Genomic DNA, 17,207 nt, shown 5'->3' on the forward strand with positions numbered 1-17,207 from the left:
CGGGCCCGTCCCGCCCCCTCATCACCTTCCCTCCCGCCGACTTCCCCATGGAGAGATCATGACCACCTCTGGCATCAGCCGGCGCGGCGCGCTGCGCATGTTCGGCATCGGCGCGCTCGGTGCGGCGGGCGCCGGTGTGCTCGGCGCCTGTGCGCCGTCCGGCGCCGGCTCCACGGCCGACAGCGGCGACCCGAAGTCCAAGAATTTCGACTTCACCTCCTGGTCGCTGAACGAGGAGGCCGCCAAGCCCGCCATCGAGAAGATCATCAAGGCGTGGGAGAAGGCCGAGAAGTCGAAGATCCGCGCGGTCTCCTACCCGTACAACGAGTACCTGAGCCAGCTCACCCTCAAGCTGGGCGGCGGCGAGACGACGGGCGCGGTGCACCTCGACATCGCCTGGCTCGCCGCGATGGCGCAGATGGGCAGGCTGGCCGACCTCGGCTCGGTGGCGGGCAAGGGCGGCTACACGGACGTGGCGCTGAAAAGCGGTGTCTACGACGGCACGCAGTACGGGCTGCCGTGGAACACCGGCTCGATCGGCGTCATCGCCAACGCCAAGCTCCTGGAGAAGGCCGGGATCAAGAAGCACCCCACGACCGTCGAGGAGTTCGAGGACGCGCTGCGGGAGCTGAAGGGGCTCGGCGGCGGGGTCGTGCCGTACGCGGCCGCCACCAAGGTGGCGCAGCTCAAGGACATCTTCCCGTGGATGCAGACCTTCGGCTGCACGCTGTACGACGGCGGGAAGGTCACGATCGGCGACGACGCGTCGGTGGACGCGGTCACCTGGTACAAGAAGCTGCACGACCAGAAGCTGATCGCCGCCGACGTGGACCGCTTCGACGCCCGCGCCCTGTTCGGGCAGGGCAAGGCCGCCTTCTACGACGACGCGATCATCGGCAAGGGCGTGACCTCCGCCCAGTCCAAGGACACGACGCTGGCCGACGCGATGCAGCCGATGGAGCGTCCGGTGCTCAAGGCCGGGGACACACCGCGGGCGCTGCTGTGGGGTGGCGTGATCGCGATCGTGAAGGGCAAGGGGCAGGACGCGGCGACCGAGTTCGCGCTGCACACCACCACCGACCGCGCCACCACCTCCGCGTACTTCGCCGCCCGTGCGCTGCCGCCGTCCACCACCGCGGGCCTGGCCGCTCCCGAGGTCGCGAAGGACACCTTCACCACGGAGTGGACCGAGAAGATCACCAAGACGGCGAGCGGCAGCCCGTTCTGGCAGTTCGCCCAGAGCGCCCAGATCGACGAGGTCGTCGCCAAGCAGGTACAGGCCGTCCTCGTCGGCAAGGCGAAGCCGAAGGACGCGATGAGAAAGGCAGGCGAGGAGGTCACGGCCCTCACCAAGCGCTGAGGGCGAGGGACGGGGGGTCGGGCGGCGGGGGCTGACCGGGCCTGGTGGGTGCGGTGGGGCGGGTGCGGTCGGGCGGCGGGGTGGCAGGGGCGGCGGGGTGACAGGGGGCGAAGCCGGCGGGTGGCCGCCTATCCTTCGTCGCCCACGACCCGATCCCCCGCGTACGCCCGTCCGGTCCGTTGCCGAACGCCTGCGGGCAGGTCGGTCCCTGGCGTGACGGGCGACCCGCGCCCGACGTCGAGAAGGGACCGGCTCATCGACCCCGGCTCACGGAAAGCGGCTCCAGCGTGGCCCCGTGCGGGCCCAAGCCTCGTCCCACTCGGCGGAGTTCCGTCGCAGCAGTATCCGGCAGCACCCGTCGTACACCGCGATCCCGGCGACGGTCACCGCGGCGAAGGCGAGCAGCGCCCAGCCCAGGGCGCGGCTGCGGATCTCGGCGGCGGGCATCGGCGGGCGGGCGGGTGAGCCGTCCGCGTCGACCCAGAGGCCGGTGGTGCTGCCTCCGCGCAGTCCCGGTTCGACCTCGGTCCTGGCGGTGCGCTCGTGCCCGAGCGGGTCGGTGTAGCGGACCGTCACCGGATAGCGGGTGTGGCGTGCTTCCGGCGACCCCGGCTCCGGATGGCGCGGGGCGTCGTGGACGAGCACGGCCGGGGTGAAGTACCGGCTCCGTGCCTGGTGTTCGGCGACGGCACGGTAGTGATCGCGCACCGTGTCACGGGCGGTGGTCGCCGTGACCGCCGCCAGGCAGGGCACCAGGACGAGGAGGCCGAGGGCGATCCAGCCCTGGATCCGGTCGGTGCGGCGGCACAGCGGATTGCCCCGCCAGCGCCACAGCGAGAGCGGATGCTCGGGGCGGTGCCAGGAGGCGGGGGGCGGTTGATCGGGAGGCACCGGGCCGGGCACCGCGGGACTCCTTCCACAGGAGGGGATCGGGACGGACAGAACGAGCCGAGGGGCGCTGCCGTCAGACAGCCGGCTGTGGCGCCGACGGTTCGCCGCCGATCGGACAGCCGGCGCTCGCAACGAACTCAGCCGTCCGACGGTCGCCGTCGATCACGCCGAGCGCGGGGCGGTTCGTCGGTCTGCTCGGGTCGAGGGGTGGGTGTGGGCGGCGTGCAGGATCATCGCCGCGCCGCGGATCGCCGCGGTGTGCGGTGCCGGCACCGTGCGCACCGGCCCCCGCAGTCCGCCCGCGAGCCGGCTGATCAGCTCGGGGCGGAGTGCGCCGCCGCCGGCCACGAGCACCCCGCGGGCCAGGGCGTCCGCGCAGAGCGGGCCGCGGGCCTGACGGAACATCGAGGCGATCATGGTGACGACGGCGTCGGTCAGCTCTCCCGGGTCGCGGGCGGTGGACAGATCCGTGAGGCCCGACTCCGCGCGCCGCGCGTCGAAGACGGTGCCCTTGACGAGCAGCACCACCTCGGTGAGCTGGGCGCCGAGGTCCACCACGAGCAGCGGCCTCGACAGGTCCGCGTCGGCGGCCAGCGCGACGGCGCGCGCGGCGGTCACCGGCACGACCGCGCGCGGGCGCAGCACGTCGAGGGCGGTGCGGACCCGCTGCCGGTGGGGTGGTCCGCTCAGCACCGGCACGGTGACGACGACCAGCGGGCGGTCGAGCGGCGGGACCCGGTCGCCGAGGGTCCTCCTCAGCATGCGGGCCGCGCCGGCGACGTCCACGAGCCGGCCGCGCCGGACCGGGCCCACCGGACTGTCGCCCGGCGAGGAGGCGGTGGGGACGTCGAGGATGGACCGCTGTCCCGAGATCCACACGCGGGTGCGGGCGCTGCCGAGGTCGAGGGCGAGGCCCCGGCAGTCCCGGCACTCCCGGCACTCCGGGTCCGGCCGCCGCGGCCGGGGGTCGCTCCACGGTGTCACTGCCGGCTCTCCCTCACCTGTTGGCACCGCGCGCAGTACCTCGCCTGCGGCACCACCGTCAGACGGTCGCGGTCGATCGGGCCGCGGCACAGATGGCAGACGCCGTATCCGCCCTCCGCCATCCGCCGCAGGGCCGCCTCCACGTCGTGCAGGACCATCCGCGCGGACGCGGTGAGTTTGGCCCGCACCTCCGACAGGGCGGCGGCGCGCTGCTCGGCCGGGTCGCCGGTCAGTGGCGCCGCCTCGATCTGCTGGAGCTGCTCCTGTCGGAACAGCCGCTGCTCCTGGAGGTTCTCGCGCAGCGCGGCGAGGTCGTCGAGCGACAGGTGCGCGACACGGCCGACACGATCGACACGGCCGACGGGTTCGGCCCGGTCAGCGGGGTCTTCGGCGAGTCGTCGGTTCACCACGGCACCCCTCTCGAGCAGGGCGGCAGACGCCATCGGAGCGGGTCAGACGGCCGTTGCGGTGGCACGGCGCCGGCAGGGGACACAGTGACTGGTGTGCGGGAGGATCTCCAGGCGCTCGACGGGGACGGCTTCCGAACAGCCCAGGCAGGTGCCGTACGTGCCCTCGTCGAGACGGGTGAAGGCGTCGTCGATCTCTTTGAGCACCTGGCGGATCGCCTCCGCCTGGGCCGTCGTCAGATGGTCGGCGTCCTGGCCGTTCGCGGTGAGCGCGCGCAACTGGGCGGTCCGGCTGGAGCGGGCGTGTTCGAGCCGTCGGCGGGCCTCGCCCGGGGTCAGTCGTTCGAGGCGGGGATCGGCCGGGGCAGCGTCGAGGGACACGACGATGTCCTTTCTCCAGGGCGTGACGGACGCGGCGGTGGCCGCCCGCTCGGTTCGGGGCCCGGCGGCCTCGCGGCTCCGGGTGCCCCGGGTCGCGGCGGGCGGCTCGGTCACCGTCGACTCTGCTCGCCGCCGTCCCGGAAACCCATCGGGCGCGCGCTCCATTTGCCCGGCCCACGGTGTCCACACGGCGGGCGCGCGGGACGGCGGGTGGCTGCCGTGCGGGCGGCGAAATGAGTACTGCGCCCCATCGACGCGGCGCACCGGCCGGGGCAGACTGTGGGGCGGATCGATCACGACCAGGTACCGCGGCGCCCGCCCCGGGGTGTGATGACCGCAAAGACCGATCGCGGTCGGACCACTGAGGGAGGCGTCTGTCCTGTGTCGCTGTTCTGGCGGATCTTCGGGCTGAACGCGATCGTGCTCGGCGCGGCGACGGCGCTGCTGCTCTGGGCGCCCGTCACGGTCTCGGTGCCGGTGCTGGTGACGGAAGCGGTCATCCTGGTCGTCGGGATGGTGGTCATGCTCGTCGCCAACGGCGTTCTGCTGCACTGGGGGCTGGCGCCGCTGGGCCGGATGACCCGGCTGATGGGGACCGTCGATCTGCTCCGCCCCGGCCAGCGGCTGCCGGCGCCCGGTGTCGGCAGCGGCAGTGACGTGTCGGAGCTGATCCTGACGTTCAACGCCATGCTGGAGCGCCTGGAGCACGAGCGCGCCACCTCGAGCTCCCAGGCGCTGCTGGCCCAGGAGGCCGAACGGCGCCGTCTCGCGCAGGAGTTGCACGACGAGGTCGGGCAGAGCATGACCGCCATCCTGCTGGTGCTCAAACACGCCGCCGACGACGCGCCAGGACCCCTGCGGGAGAACCTGCGGCAGGCCCAGGAGATCACGCGCGAGAGCCTGGACGAGGTGCGGCGCCTGGTGCGTCACCTGCGGCCTGGCGCCCTGGACGATCTCGGGCTCGTCAGCGCGCTGACCTCCCTCACCCAGGACTTCGCCACCCACACGGGCCTGACGATCGTGCGGCGACTCGACGCCGTCCTGCCCGAGCTGGACAAGGAGAGCGAACTCGTCCTGTACCGGGTCGCCCAGGAGAGCCTGACCAACGCCGCCCGCCACGCCGACGCCCGCCGGATCGAGGTCGGTCTGCGCAGCGCGGGCGAGGCGGTGGTGCTGGAGATCTCCGACGACGGACGCGGCATCGGTTCCGCGTTCGAAGGCGCCGGGATCCGGGGCATGCGGGAGCGTGCCCTGCTCGCGGGCGCCACCCTCGACATCACCTCGGTCCCCGGCGCGGGCACGCGTGTCCGCCTCGCCACCCCTGCCCCCAGAAAGCAGTTCTGACCATGTCCGCTTCCGAACCGTCGGAACCTCCTGAATCCGTGCCGGCCCGCTCCGACGCCGGGCCGGCTCCCATCCGCATCCTGCTCGCCGACGACCACGCCCTGGTGCGCCGCGGTGTGCGGCTGATCCTCGATCACGAGCCCGACCTGCAGGTCGTGGCGGAGGCCGGGGACGGTGCCGAGGCGGTCGAGGAGGTGCGCCGCCAGGAGATCGACCTCGCGGTCCTCGACATCGCCATGCCGCGGCTGACCGGGTTGCAGGCCACCCGGGAGCTGCTGGCCATCAGGCCGGGGCTGCGCGTCCTGATGCTGACCATGCACGACAACGAGCAGTACCTGTTCCAGGCGCTGAAGGCGGGGGCGTGCGGCTACGTCCTGAAGTCGGTGGCCGACCGCGATCTGATCACCGCCTGCCGGGCCGCGATGCGCGACGAGCCGTTCCTCTACCCGGGCGCGGTGAGCGCGCTGATCCGCCACTATCTCGACCGGGCCAGGCAGGGCGAGGACGACCAGCTCCTCACCCCGCGCGAGGAGGAGGTCCTCAAGCTGGTCGCCGAGGGGCATTCGTCGAAGTCGATCGCCGACATGCTGTTCATCAGCCTGAAGACCGTGCACCGCCACCGGGCGAACCTGCTGCACAAGCTCGGCCTGCACGATCGTCTCGCGTTGACGCGCTACGCGATCCGCGCGGGCATCGTCGAGCCCTGACCCGTCGTCCGGCCGGGGTGCCCGCACCGCCGGCCGGCCCGTCGTCCGCCCCCCGGGGGCCCTGGCGGTCGCCCTGCCGGGCCCTGACACGTACCGGCCCGGCGCCCGGTAGAGATCCGCGTGCCCGAGCAGTGAGGAAGGAGCGAGCGGTCCGTGCCTTCGGTGCAGCGCGCCCTCCTGCCCTCCGGTCGCCGGATCGCGACGGCGCTGGTCGTGTTCGTCGCTCTGGTGACGACGGGGGCGCTCGCGGCGCCCGTCCCGGCGTCGCACCCGGTGGCGTCCCTCTCGGTGCCGGCCTCCGCCGGCAGCCCGCACCAGGACGTCGTCCCGTACGCCGACGGTCCCTTCAGGAGCGACAGTCCGCACCAGGTCAGGACGGTGCGCGACCAGCTCGCCGAGCGGCTGGACCTGCCGGACCAGCAGGCCGCGGGAGGCGACGGCGGCCAGGTCGTCCCCGGCCCCGGCGTGCGCGCCGTCGCGTCCGACGGGTGGGCGCCCGGGTTCCGTGGCCGCGCGCGGCACGATCGCGACAGGGCTCCTCCGGCCCCTGTCGACGTCTGAGACACCCACCCCATCCCTTTTCCCCGTCGGGGCCGGCGCGCGCCGTCGCCTCGACGTGCCTGCCGGAGGCATGTGTTGAAACGCCGGAAGAACCCGCTGCGCGCCCGCGCGCTGCTCGCCCTCGCCGTGATCGTCGGATCACTGGCCATCGCTCTCACCACCCCGGTCCGTCTCGGACTCGACCTGCGGGGCGGTACCCAGATCACGCTGGAGACCCGGCCGGCGGACGCCGGCCGTGAGGCCACGGACCGCACCCTGGAGGTCCTGCGGGGCCGGGTCGACGCGCTCGGCGTCGCCGAACCGACCCTCGTCCGCTCAGGCGACCACCGCATCCTCGTCGAACTGCCCGGCGTGCACGATCCGAAGCAGGCCGCCGACGTGCTGGGCAGGACCGCGCAGCTCACCGTCCACTCCGTGCTGGCGGACGGGGACCGGGCCGAGGAGTCCGGCGGGTCCGCGGAGGACGGTGAGCTGACCCTGCCCGACGAGTCCGGCCGGCCGCTGAGGCTGACGGCACCGCAACTGACCGGCCGGGACGTCGAGGGCGCCGACGCCCGCTTCGACCAGGAGAGCGGCGCCGGGTGGCATGTCACCGTCGACTTCACCGAGGCAGGCCGGGGCCGCTGGGCGCAGCTCACCGCACAGGCCGCCTGCCACCAGGCCGACGATCCGCGGCGCCGGATCGCCATCGTCCTGGACGACAAGATCATCTCGGCGCCGCAGGTCGCCCCGTCCGTCCCGTGCGGAGCGGGCATCCAGGGCGGCACCACGCAGATCAACGGCTCCTTCGACGACGCCGAGGCCCGCGAACTCGCCCTTCTCGTCGCGGGCGGAGCACTGCCGACGCCGGTGGAGACGGTGGAGCAGCGCGTCGTCGGCGCCACGCTGGGCGAGAGCGCCATCAGGGCCGCGGCCTGGGCGGCCGTCGTCGGAACGGCCCTGACGGCGCTGTTCGTCATCGCCGTGTACCGGCTCGCCGGGCTGCTCGCGACGGCGGCCCTGGCCTGCTACGGCCTGATCTCCTACGCGGCGCTCGCCGCGCTCGGCGCGACCCTGACGCTGCCGGGGCTCGCCGGGTTCGTCCTCGCCCTCGGGATGGCCGTGGACGCCAACGTCCTCATCTTCGAACGGGCCCGCGAGGAGCACGCCGCCCGGGTCAGGCCCAGCCCGCGGTCCGCGCTCAGGGCCGGCTACCGGGGCGCGCTCTCCGCGATCGCGGACTCCAACATCACCACGCTGATCGCCGCCGCCCTCCTCTTCTTCCTCGCCTCCGGGCCGGTGCGGGGATTCGGAGTCACTCTCGGCATCGGGGTCCTGGCGTCCATGGTCAGCGCGCTGCTGATCACCCAGGTGCTCGTGGAGTACGCGGTCGGCCGCTCCTGGCTCCTGCGTCGCCCACGCCTCACCGGCATCACGCACACCGGGTGGGTCCGTGACCGGCTGGTGCGCCGCGATCCGTTCCTGATGCGCCGGCCCCGACGCTGGCTGGCCGCCTCCGCGGTGCTTCTCGTCCTCGCGGGCGCGGGCATCGTGACCCGGGGTCTCGCGTTCGGCGTCGAGTTCACCGGCGGCCGGCTCATGGAGTACTCCACTGCCTCCCCCGTCTCCCCCGACCGGGCCCGCGAGGCCCTCGCCGACGCCGGCATCCCCCGCACGACCGTCCAGTCGTCGGGACCGACGTCGCTCACGGTGCGCACCGACGCGTTGACGCCTGCCGCCGAGGCCACCGTCACCGACACCGTCGCGGGGCTCGGCGGGGAGACCCGGAAGGTGCGGGACGAACTGATCGGCCCGAGCCTCGGCGACGAACTGCGGCGCAACGCCCTCATCGCGCTCTCCCTCGCCCTCCTCGCCCAGCTCGGCTATCTCGCGGTCCGCTTCCAGTGGCGGTTCGCGACGGCCGCGGTCGTGGCCCTCGCGCACGACGCCGTCCTCGTGGTCGGCGCGTTCGCCTGGCTCGGCAAGCCGGTCGACGGCGTCTTCCTGGCCGCGCTCCTCACGGTCGTCGGCTACTCGGTCAACGACTCGGTCGTCCTCTTCGACCGCGTCCGCGAGTTCCGCGCGCGTGACCGTACGACGCCCCTGCCGCGTCTGACGAACCGGGCGATCCTGGGCACCCTGCCCCGCACGGTCAACACCGGCATGGGCGCGCTGCTCATCCTGGCGGCGCTGTTCGTCCTCGCCGACGCCACCCTCACCGACTTCGCCCTCGCCCTCCTCATCGGCCTGACCGTGGGCACCTACTCGTCCGTCTTCACCGCCGCACCCCTGACCCTCGTCCTGTCGCCCCGCAGCGGCCGGCGGCCGGGATCAGGGCCCGAGGAGCGGCCCTTGAGGAGCGGGGGCAGGACGGGTTCGCCGAGCGTGCGTTGATCGGAGCGGCCGTCGTCGTGACACCCCAGGACGTGCGTCCCGGGGTGCGCGTTCGGGGACATAAGTTTGGGGGCGTGCGTTTTGGGGCGTGCGTCGTCCGTGTCGACGCGGCACGGACCGCGTGCGCCGCCGGCCTCGACGAAGCCGCCTGCCGTGCGCTGTCCCGAACGCCGTGCTGCGTTCGGGACAGCGAGCTGCGTTCGGAACAGACCCTTCACCCGATCGATGGCGTGTCGGGCCTCTGGCGTGTCGGTGCCTCCCGCCGTCCCGCCAGTTCACGGGACAGCGCGCTGAACGGCTTCTGGGCCTCCCTCCCCGCCTGACGCCACCGGCTCCAGGGGGCCCGCCGATGGGGTGACGATGGCCCGAAGGGCACCGCACGAGGCGCTCGTGCCGTCTCCCGTTCCGGTGCGGTGCGGGTCGCGCGGGGCGGTCGGGGTGCGTCCACGCGCTGTTGTTTTTGTACTTGCGCTCTCCTAGCCTGCTTCCCATGGCGAATCAGATTGCGGCCGGTCCTGAACTTCTCGAATACGTACGGGAGTTCTCGCTCAGGGAGGACGACATTCTGCGCGACCTCCGGTTGCTGACCGTCGGGCTGCCCGGCGGCGAGGCCATGCAAGTCATGGCGGAGGAGGGCCAGTTCCTCGCATTCCTGATCGCGGCCACCGGGGTCACGGATGTGCTGGAGATCGGCACGTTCACCGGTTACAGCACGCTCTGCATGGCGCGCGCGCTGCCCGCGGAAGGGCGGCTGATCACGTGTGACATCACCGAGCGGTGGCCCGAGATCGGCGCCGAGCACTGGCGGCGGGCCGGCGTCGCGGAGCGGATCGACGTACGGATCGGCGCGGCCGTGGACACGTTGGAGAAAATGCTCGCCGCCGGGTTCGCGGACCATTTCGGCCTTGTTTTCATCGACGCCGACAAAGTGAATTACCCGCGCTATTACGAGCTGGCGCTGCGGCTGGTGCGGCCCGGTGGAGTCGTCGTGGTGGACAACACGTTGTTCTTCGGCCGGGTCGTCGATCCGCTCGCCGTCGACGCGGACACCGCGGGGGTGCGGGCGCTGAACGCCGTCGTGCGGGACGACGAGCGGGTCGATGTCTCCATGCTGCCGGTGGCCGACGGCATCACCCTCGTGCGTCGGAGGTGACGTCGGGGGCAGTGAGGTCGGGGGCGTTGAGGCGGAGGGTGGTGGGGGGCTGCCGTCGCTCGGCCGCGAGGTGCAGCAGCTGGACCGGGTGCGGGTAGGCGGAGCCGTCCTCGTGCGGGTCGGCGCGGATCGCGGCCCGGCAGGGGCAGGGGGCGTCGTCGAAGCCGGCGAAGCGGTAGGCGATCTCCATCATGCGGTTGCGGTCGGTGGGTCTGAAGTCCGCGAGCAGGTGGACGCCGGCCCGTGCGGCCTGGTCGCAGAGCCAGTTCAGCAGGACCGTCCCGACGCCGAAGGCGACCACGCGGCACGAGGTGGCGAGGAGTTTGAGGTGCCAGCTCCCGGGGTGCCTCTCCAGCAGGATCACGCCCACGGCGCCGTGCGGTCCGAAGCGGTCGGTGAGGGTCGTCACCAGGACCTCGTGGCGGGGTTCGGCGAGCAGGTCGCGCAGGACGTGGTCCGGGTAGTGGACCCCGGTCGCGTTCATCTGGCTGGTGCGCAGGGTCAGTTCCTCGACCCGGGCGAGTTCCTCGGGGGTGGCGCGGGTGATGCCGAGGACCAGGTCGAGTGAGCGCAGGAAGTCCTCGTCGGAGCCGGTGAAGCGGGCCTGTTCGTCGGTGCGGCGGAACCCGGCCTGGTACATGGAGCGGCGCTGGCGCGCGTCGACGGTCACGGTCCGGGGGCTGAACTCGGGCAGGGTGAGCAGGGTGGTGGCGTGCTCGGCCGGATAGCAGCGGACGTCCGGGAGGCCGTGGGCGACCTCGGCGCGCTCGGCGGGCTGGTCGTCGATGAGGGCGAGGGCGGAGGGCGCGAAGTTCAGCTGTTCGGCGATCCGGCGCACGGCGTCCGACTTGCGCCCCCAGCCGATCTGCGGGACGACGAAGTACTCGGCGACGCCGAGGGCTTCGAGGCGGGCCCAGGCGGGGTCGTGGTCGTTGCGGCTGCACACCGACTGGAGGATGCCGCGGGCGTCGAGGCCGGTGATGACGTCGCGGACGCCGTCGGCCAGGGCGACGTCGTCGCCCTCCAGGAGGGTGCCGTTCCAGAGGGTGTTGTCGAGGTCCCAGACGAGGCATTTGACGGGCGGGGGCGTCCCCCGGCCGGGGGCGCTCATGCCCGGGTCCTGAGGACGTGGTCGGCCAGGACGAGTTGGCAGACCTCGTCGGTGCCCTCGATGATCTGGGTGAGTTTGGCGTCGCGGTAGGCACGGGCGACGACATGGCCGTCGCTCGCGGCCGCGGAGGCGAGGACCTGGGCCGCGGTCGCCGCGCCCCGGGCCGCGTGCCGGGCGCCGATGTGTTTCGCCAGGACGATGGCGGTACCGAGGTCGGGCGCGTTCTCGTCCCAGCCGCGGCTGGCGTGTTCGCAGGCGCGGGTGGCGATCTGTTCGCCGGTCCACAGGTCGGCCAGGTGCCGGGCGACGAGCTGGTGCTCCCCGAGCGTCTTGCCGAACTGGCTTCGGGAGCCGGCGTGTCGGGCGGCGGCGGTGACGCAGGCGCGCAGGATGCCGACGCATCCCCAGGCGACGGAGAGCCGTCCGAAGGCCAGGGCGGTGGTCACCAGGAGGGGCAGTGGCTGGTGCCCGCCGCCGAGGAGGCTGGTCGCGGGCAGGCGTACGGCGTCGAGGAGGATGTCCGCGTGTCCGGCCGCCCGGAAGCCCATCGGGTCCGGCACCGCGCGTATCCGGACCCCGGGGGTCTCTCTGGGCACCACGACGACGGCGCCGGCGTCCCCCATGCGGGCGACGACGAGGAGCAGGTCGGCCTGTTCTGCGGCGGTCACCCAGCTCTTGCGGCCGTCGAGCACGACGGTGTCGCCGTCGAGGGCGGCGGTGGTGGCGATGGCGGAGAGGTCGCTGCCCGCCTGCGGCTCGCTGAAGGCGACGGCGGCCGTCGTGCCCGAGGCGAGCCGGGGCAGCAGCTGGGCGGCCTGCGCCGGGTCGCCGAGCCGTTCCACGGTCCACGCGGCCATGCCCTGGCTGGTCATGACGCTGCGCAGGGAGCCGCAGAGGCTGCCGGTGTGGGCGGTGAACTCGCCGCCGTCGGCGCTGTTCCAGCCCAGTCCGCCGTGGCGGGCCGGGATCTGGACGGCGAGACGGCCGGTGGCGGCGAGTTCGCGCACGAGGTCCTCGGGCAGCCGGCCCGCGCGGTCCCAGTCGGCCGCGCGGTCGCCGACCAGCTCGGTGAGTTCGCCGGCCGCGGCGGCGACGGCGTCACCCACCGGTGCCGCCCGCGGCGGGACGGCGGAGCCGGTCGACGAGGGCGGTCATCCGCCGCGCGGTGCGGAAGTGCTCCATCTGGAGGTCGGCGCCGCGGACGGAGACGCCGTAGGTCCGCTCCAGGTGGACGACGAGTTCCATGGCGAAGAGCGAGGAGAGTCCGCCGGAGCCGAAGACGTCCATGTCGGGTGACCAGGGTTTCCCGGTGCGCAGTTCGAGGAACGTCAGCAGTTCGTTCTCGATGTCGCCCGGGTCGTCGCCCAGGGGTTCGGGAACCGCGCGGTCGGATGACATGGTCATGCCTTCTCTCCCTCGTACGCGTACGTGTAGAAACCGCGCCCGCTCTTGCGGCCGAGGCGCCCGGCCCGCACCATCTCCAGCAGCAGGTCGCAGGGGCGGCACCCCTCGTCACCGGTCCGGCTGTGCAGCACCCACAGCGAGTCGACCAGGTTGTCGAGCCCGATCAGGTCCGCGGTGCGCAGCGGACCCGTCGGATGCCCGAGGCAGCCCTGCATCAGCCGGTCGACCGACTCGGCGCTCGCCGTGCCCGCCGCCACCACCCGCACCGCGTCGTTGATCATCGGGTGCAGGATCCTGCTGGTCACGAACCCCGGCGCGTCGTCGACCACGACGGACTGCCGGCCCAGCTCCGCCAGCAGGGCGCGCAGCGCGTCGAGCGTCGCCTCGCCGGTGTGGGTGCCCCGGATGACCTCGACCGTCCCGATCAGGCAGGGCGGGTTCATGAAGTGGGTGCCCACCAGGTCCACCGGACGGACGGTGGCGCGCGCCAGCTCGTCGATCGGGATCGCCGAGGTGTTCGAGATGACCGGGGTGCCGGGCGCGAGCAGCGCGGAGGCGTCGGCGAGGACCTTCGCCTTGGTGTCGGGATCCTCGGTGACCGCCTCGATCACCGCCGTGAACCGGGTGCCGTCGGCCATCAGGTCGGCGAGCGACAGACCGGTGACGAGATCGCCCGGCTCGGTGTCGCCGGGCAGCGCGCCCATCAGCCGTGCCGTGCGCACCTGGTGGTCGATGCGCTCCGGTGCCTCGTCGAGCCGGCGCCGGTCGAGGTCGGCGAGGGACACCGCCATCCCGTGCCCGATCGCCAGCGCGGCGATGCCCGTCCCCATCACCCCCGCTCCGAGCACGGCCAATCGCCGCCCGGTGGCTGGGGTACCGTTCTCCGCTGCCATGTCGTCCCTCTTTCGGTGCCTGGCCTGTCCTGCGCTCACTCCTGCGAGCGGCCCGCCTCGGAGCGTTCGGGCCGCGGGGCGAGCAGGTCGCCCGAGGGCTGGGTGTAGAACTGCTGCGCCCACTGCCGGTAGCGGCCGATCGGGCCGTCGCCCTTGGCGAGCCGGGGACGCTCCACGTGCTCCTGGTGGTGCCACATCAGCAGGTCGGCGCCGGTGTCGACGCTGCCCACCCGTTGCAGGATCTCGCTGAGCAGCCGGGCCAGCGGCATCGCCGCCGGGCGGCCGAGCCAGTCGGGCACCCCTGGCACTCCGTTCAGCTCCAGCTTGGTGCCGAAGCGGACCTGCATGCGGCCCGGTCCCGTGGGGGTCGCGTGGAGCATCACGTAGAGGTTCCCGACGCCCGCGGGCAGGACCGTCCGGGCGGCGATGGTGGCCAGCCCGATCACGGTGAGCGTGTAGGACTGGTGGAAGCCGCGCATCATCGTGTTGCGGGCGGTCGCGGTGACCGTGCTGACGGGTTCCCCGGTGACCGGCTGGCCCTCTATGTCGACCTCCTTCAGCCCGTGCAGGGCCGGCAGGTGTCCCCAGTCGAAGGCGTTCTCCATGACGTCCTGCGGGTGGCCCGCGATGTCGAACGTGCCGTGGCTGAACGGCTGCCGGTCGTCCATCGGGAAGGTCGGGACGTCCCAGTGCGGGGGTGCGCCGAGGGCGTGCCACCAGACGTAGATCGAGCCGTTGACCTCGCAGACCGGGTACTGGGTGAGCGACGCCTTCGGGGGCGGCTGGTCGTAGCCGGTGCGGACGCAGCTGCCCGACGGGTCGAACGCGAAGCGGTGGAAGGGGCAGACGATGTCCTCGCCCTCGATCGATCCGCCGACGCCCAGATGGGCCCCGAGGTGCGGGCACTGGGGCCTGACCGCGCGCAGCACGCCCTTGGCGGTGCGGTAGACGACGACCTCGGCGCCCGCGAGCCGCCGGGTGGTGAGGGCGCCGGCCCGCAGCTCGTCGCTGAAGGCCACGCAGAACCAACCGTTGGGGTAGGGGCGGGTGGGCGCGTGCAGGGAGTCGGCCGGCTCCGCGGTGTGCAGGCTGATCTCCCGGGCGCCGAGGAGCTGCTTGACCAGGGGTTTGATGTGCGGCTTCATGCGGTCACTCCCCGTGCTTCACCGGGCAGGCGGCGCCCGGCCGGGTCGGCGGCTCGACGGCGGACTGCGGCTGCGCGACGTCGGTGCGCGCGCCGTCGTCGCCCGCGTCGCGGCGCCGCGCGGTGAGGCGCAGCCGCAGGCCCCGTGAGCTGAGGCTGGTCTCGACCTTGGGGCGGAAGGGCTGGTCGCCGACCGGGGAGAGGTCCCAGCGGTCGACGATGGCGGTCAGCGCGAGGATGGCCTCGGAGAGGGCGAACTGGTCGCCGATGCACTTGCGGGCGCCCGCGCCGAACGGGATGTAGGTGGCGCGGTCGGGCTGGCCGTCCAGCCAGCGGTCCGGGTCGAAGCGGTCCGGGTCGGTGTAGAGGTCGGGCCTGCGGTGCAGCAGGTAGGGGCTGAGCACGATGGTGCTGCCGCCCTTGAAGCGGACGCCGCCCAGTTCGGCGTCCTCGCGGACGACGCGGGTCATCATCCAGGCGGGCGGGTACAGCCGCAGCGTCTCGGTGACGACCCGGGAGGCCAGGCCGAGGGAGGGCAGGTGGGCGGGGTCGAGTCGGCCGCCCGCGAGGACCTGGTCGGTCTCGGCCTTCAGCCGGTGCTGGACGTCCGGGTCGGTGGCGAGCAGGTGCATCGCCCAGGCCAGGGTGATGGCCGTGGTCTCCATGCCGCCGAGGAAGAACGTCAGGGCCTCGTCGGCGAGTTCGGCGTCGGTGAGCTGCCGCTTGCCCTCCTCGCTCTCCTCGTCGACCGCCGCGACCAGGGTGGAGAGCAGGTCGGCGTGGTCGGTCGGGTCGGCCCGCCGCTCGGCGATGATCTCGGCGATGGTGGCGGCGAGCCGGGTGCGGGCGGCGTCGTAACGGCGCTTCTGCGGGGTCGGCAGCCGGCGCAGCAGGGCCGGGGTCATCATGCGGCGGAAGAACGCGCTGACGATGACGGCGGTGTCGGCCAGGGAGCGGCGCATGGTCTCCGCGGGCAGGGCACCGCTGAACATCGTCTCCATGGTGGCGCGGGTGGTGAGGGTCATCATCTCCTGGGTGACGTCGAGGACGTCGCCGTCCTGCCAGGAGGCCGCCTTCGCCTCCGCGGCCCGCGCGAACACCGCGCCGTACCCGGCGAGCCTGGCCGGGTGGAACGAGGGCTGGCAGAGCCGTCGCTGACGGCGGTGCAGGGGGTAGGCGCAGGTGGAGAGGCCGTCGCCGATGACCTCGCGGATCCGGTCGTAGATCGGGCCGCCCTTGTCGAAGGTGCGGTCGTTGAGGAACACCTGCCGGGTCAGGTCCGGGTCGCAGATCATCACGGCGGAGCTCGGGCCGAGCCGGAGGCGGACCATCTCGCGGTACCCGGACAGCGACATGATGAACGCCAGCGGGTCGCGGAGCAGGGGCAGCGCGTGGCCCAGCAGCGGCCACGCGCGCGGGGCGAGCGGGACCGACCCGGCGAGGGGCGTGGTCGTGTCTGTCATGGGGAACCTCACTTCTGCGTTGAGCGGCCGGACGGCCCGTCGGTGACCAGATCGCGGGTGATCTCCAGCAGCGCGGTGGTCCAGCGGAAGCCGACGCCGAAACTGACGACGAGGACGTGTTGTCCGGCGCGCAGCGTGCCGGAGCGGAACTCCCGGTCGAGGCCGACGAGGACGTCGCACGGTCCGGCGTGGCCGAGGTGGCGGCCGGAGGTCCAGGTGGTGTCGGCGGCCCGCAGGCGCAGCGGCGCGGCTCCGAGGAGCAGGTCGATCACCTCGGCGCCGATCGCGATGGGCACCACGCGCGCGATGTCCTCGGGCCGGACGCCGGTCTCGTCGAGGACGGTCTCGACGCAGCGGCGCGTGGATCGCGTCAGCACGTCGATGTAGGGCATGAACCCGGTCTCCTGGACCAGGAGCGGCCGGCCGCTGCCGTCGGGCATCCTGCGGGCCCGGGTGAGCAGTTCGAGCTGCGGGTGGGTGGCCTGGGCGGTCGCGAGGAGCCGTGCGAAGCCCGTTCCCCTGGTGAGGACGGCGGCGGCTCCGGCGTCTCCGGCCAGGTGGCCCATGTCCTCGACGTGCTGCCACCGTTCGGGCAGGAAGCGGACGCCCGCGGTCACCAGCGCGGCTTTGGCGGCCGGGCGGGCGGTGAGGTGTTCGGCCGCGGCGACCAGGGCCGCTCCCCCGCCGTCGCTCGCGGCGCCCACCTCCAGGGCGGTGGTGTCGGGGCCGCCGAGGACCCGCAGCAGATAGGTGGCGGGCGTGAAGTGGTCGTCGTCCTGGAAGTTGGCGTGCGCCACCAGGCTGAGGTCGGCGCCGGTGACACCGGCGTGGCGCAGGGCCTTCAGACCGGCGCGGGCGGCCATCTGGGACGCGGTGCTGTCCACGGAGGCGGCGATCGAGGTGAAGCCGTTGAGGGTGGCCATGGAGGGGGCCCGGGTGTCCACGGGTTTGTCCCAGGGCTCGTGTTTCTGCCGGATCGGCGGTATCCACGCGCCGGTTCCGGCGATGGTGATGTCCTGCCACAACACTGC

At 73.2% G+C, this 17,207-nt stretch carries 17 protein-coding genes; 6 read left to right on the plus strand and 11 right to left on the minus strand.

Annotated elements, in window-relative coordinates; genetic code table 11:
• Positions 1–58 precede the first annotated feature (58 nt).
• On the plus strand, positions 59–1,360 hold the full coding sequence (locus tag DDJ31_RS00435) for an extracellular solute-binding protein (RefSeq protein WP_127182307.1): 1,302 nt from the start codon (positions 59–61) through the stop codon (positions 1,358–1,360).
• 267 nt (positions 1,361–1,627) lie between these two features.
• Here DDJ31_RS00435 and DDJ31_RS00440 read toward each other — a convergent pair whose 3' ends face one another.
• The 4 genes from DDJ31_RS00440 to DDJ31_RS00455 form a co-directional block, all read right to left on the minus strand.
• Positions 1,628–2,263, minus strand: coding sequence for an Rv1733c family protein (locus DDJ31_RS00440; RefSeq protein ID WP_171480755.1), 636 nt, complete (start codon positions 2,261–2,263; stop codon positions 1,628–1,630).
• Between the two features lie 150 nt (positions 2,264–2,413).
• Positions 2,414–3,235 carry a rod shape-determining protein gene (locus tag DDJ31_RS00445; RefSeq protein ID WP_240678341.1) on the minus strand — a complete coding sequence of 274 codons (822 nt, stop codon included), beginning with the start codon at positions 3,233–3,235 and terminating at the stop codon, positions 2,414–2,416.
• On the minus strand, positions 3,232–3,561 hold the full coding sequence (locus tag DDJ31_RS00450) for a TraR/DksA family transcriptional regulator (protein WP_164785157.1): 330 nt from the start codon (positions 3,559–3,561) through the stop codon (positions 3,232–3,234). The genes DDJ31_RS00445 and DDJ31_RS00450 overlap by 4 nt, the downstream gene beginning before the upstream one ends.
• A gap of 126 nt (positions 3,562–3,687) precedes the next feature.
• The gene (locus tag DDJ31_RS00455; RefSeq protein WP_127182304.1) at positions 3,688–4,023 is read right to left on the minus strand and encodes a TraR/DksA family transcriptional regulator; all 336 of its coding nucleotides are present in this window, start codon (positions 4,021–4,023) and stop codon (positions 3,688–3,690) included.
• Between the two features lie 381 nt (positions 4,024–4,404).
• On the opposite strand from DDJ31_RS00455, the gene DDJ31_RS00460 reads away from it, so the two are divergent.
• The 5 genes from DDJ31_RS00460 (at position 4,405) to DDJ31_RS00480 (ending at position 10,161) form a co-directional block, all read left to right on the plus strand.
• Positions 4,405–5,367, plus strand: a complete 963-nt coding sequence (locus tag DDJ31_RS00460) for a sensor histidine kinase (protein WP_164785071.1) — start codon at positions 4,405–4,407, stop codon at positions 5,365–5,367.
• A 2-nt stretch (positions 5,368–5,369) separates the two neighbouring features.
• Positions 5,370–6,074 carry a response regulator gene (locus DDJ31_RS00465; RefSeq protein ID WP_127182303.1) on the plus strand — a complete coding sequence of 235 codons (705 nt, stop codon included), beginning with the start codon at positions 5,370–5,372 and terminating at the stop codon, positions 6,072–6,074.
• Between the two features lie 153 nt (positions 6,075–6,227).
• Positions 6,228–6,635: a hypothetical protein gene (locus DDJ31_RS00470; RefSeq protein WP_127182302.1), complete on the plus strand. Its 408-nt coding sequence runs from the start codon at positions 6,228–6,230 to the stop codon at positions 6,633–6,635.
• Between the two features lie 72 nt (positions 6,636–6,707).
• Positions 6,708–9,008, plus strand: a complete 2,301-nt coding sequence (gene secD / locus DDJ31_RS00475; RefSeq protein WP_240678340.1) for a protein translocase subunit SecD — start codon at positions 6,708–6,710, stop codon at positions 9,006–9,008.
• A 490-nt stretch (positions 9,009–9,498) separates the two neighbouring features.
• Positions 9,499–10,161, plus strand: a complete 663-nt coding sequence (locus DDJ31_RS00480; protein WP_127182301.1) for an O-methyltransferase — start codon at positions 9,499–9,501, stop codon at positions 10,159–10,161.
• Here DDJ31_RS00480 and DDJ31_RS00485 read toward each other — a convergent pair.
• Genes DDJ31_RS00485 through DDJ31_RS00515 form a run of 7 tightly spaced genes read right to left on the minus strand, consistent with a single transcriptional unit; the run spans position 10,139 to position 17,204 of the window.
• The gene (locus DDJ31_RS00485; protein ID WP_127182300.1) at positions 10,139–11,272 is read right to left on the minus strand and encodes an HAD-IIIC family phosphatase; all 1,134 of its coding nucleotides are present in this window, start codon (positions 11,270–11,272) and stop codon (positions 10,139–10,141) included. The genes DDJ31_RS00480 and DDJ31_RS00485 overlap by 23 nt on opposite strands.
• Positions 11,269–12,378, minus strand: a complete 1,110-nt coding sequence (locus tag DDJ31_RS00490; RefSeq protein ID WP_127182299.1) for an acyl-CoA dehydrogenase family protein — start codon at positions 12,376–12,378, stop codon at positions 11,269–11,271. Before DDJ31_RS00490 ends, DDJ31_RS00485 begins: the two co-directional genes overlap by 4 nt.
• Positions 12,371–12,676, minus strand: a complete 306-nt coding sequence (locus DDJ31_RS00495) for an acyl carrier protein (RefSeq protein WP_431029066.1) — start codon at positions 12,674–12,676, stop codon at positions 12,371–12,373. Before DDJ31_RS00495 ends, DDJ31_RS00490 begins: the two co-directional genes overlap by 8 nt.
• A complete protein-coding gene (locus tag DDJ31_RS00500) occupies positions 12,673–13,569 on the minus strand; it encodes a 3-hydroxyacyl-CoA dehydrogenase family protein (protein ID WP_127182298.1) in 897 nt (298 codons plus the stop codon). The genes DDJ31_RS00495 and DDJ31_RS00500 overlap by 4 nt, the downstream gene beginning before the upstream one ends.
• A 35-nt stretch (positions 13,570–13,604) precedes the next feature.
• Complete coding sequence (locus tag DDJ31_RS00505; RefSeq protein WP_127182297.1) at positions 13,605–14,714, minus strand: aromatic ring-hydroxylating oxygenase subunit alpha; 1,110 nt, start codon at positions 14,712–14,714, stop codon at positions 13,605–13,607.
• A gap of 4 nt (positions 14,715–14,718) precedes the next feature.
• On the minus strand, positions 14,719–16,176 hold the full coding sequence (locus DDJ31_RS00510; RefSeq protein WP_127182296.1) for a cytochrome P450: 1,458 nt from the start codon (positions 16,174–16,176) through the stop codon (positions 14,719–14,721).
• Positions 16,177–16,184: 8 nt separating this feature from the next.
• On the minus strand, positions 16,185–17,204 hold the full coding sequence (locus DDJ31_RS00515) for a 3-oxoacyl-[acyl-carrier-protein] synthase III C-terminal domain-containing protein (RefSeq protein WP_127182295.1): 1,020 nt from the start codon (positions 17,202–17,204) through the stop codon (positions 16,185–16,187).
• Positions 17,205–17,207: the final 3 nt, after the last annotated feature.

Source organism: Streptomyces griseoviridis (assembly GCF_005222485.1).
GTDB classification, from domain to species: domain Bacteria; phylum Actinomycetota; class Actinomycetes; order Streptomycetales; family Streptomycetaceae; genus Streptomyces; species Streptomyces hintoniae.

Bases quoted from the DNA above. Each gene is read 5' to 3' on its own strand.
- DDJ31_RS00510 (WP_127182296.1), bottom strand. From the start codon at position 16,176: ATGACAGACACGACCACGCCCCTCGCCGGGTCGGTCCCGCTCGCCCCG.
- DDJ31_RS00480 (WP_127182301.1), top strand. From the start codon at position 9,499: ATGGCGAATCAGATTGCGGCCGGTCCTGAACTTCTCGAATACGTACGG.
- DDJ31_RS00495 (WP_431029066.1), bottom strand. From the start codon at position 12,676: ATGACCATGTCATCCGACCGCGCGGTTCCCGAACCCCTGGGCGACGAC.
- DDJ31_RS00505 (WP_127182297.1), bottom strand. From the start codon at position 14,714: ATGAAGCCGCACATCAAACCCCTGGTCAAGCAGCTCCTCGGCGCCCGG.
- DDJ31_RS00465 (WP_127182303.1), top strand. From the start codon at position 5,370: ATGTCCGCTTCCGAACCGTCGGAACCTCCTGAATCCGTGCCGGCCCGC.
- DDJ31_RS00435 (WP_127182307.1), top strand. From the start codon at position 59: ATGACCACCTCTGGCATCAGCCGGCGCGGCGCGCTGCGCATGTTCGGC.
- DDJ31_RS00485 (WP_127182300.1), bottom strand. From the start codon at position 11,272: ATGAGCGCCCCCGGCCGGGGGACGCCCCCGCCCGTCAAATGCCTCGTC.
- DDJ31_RS00500 (WP_127182298.1), bottom strand. From the start codon at position 13,569: ATGGCAGCGGAGAACGGTACCCCAGCCACCGGGCGGCGATTGGCCGTG.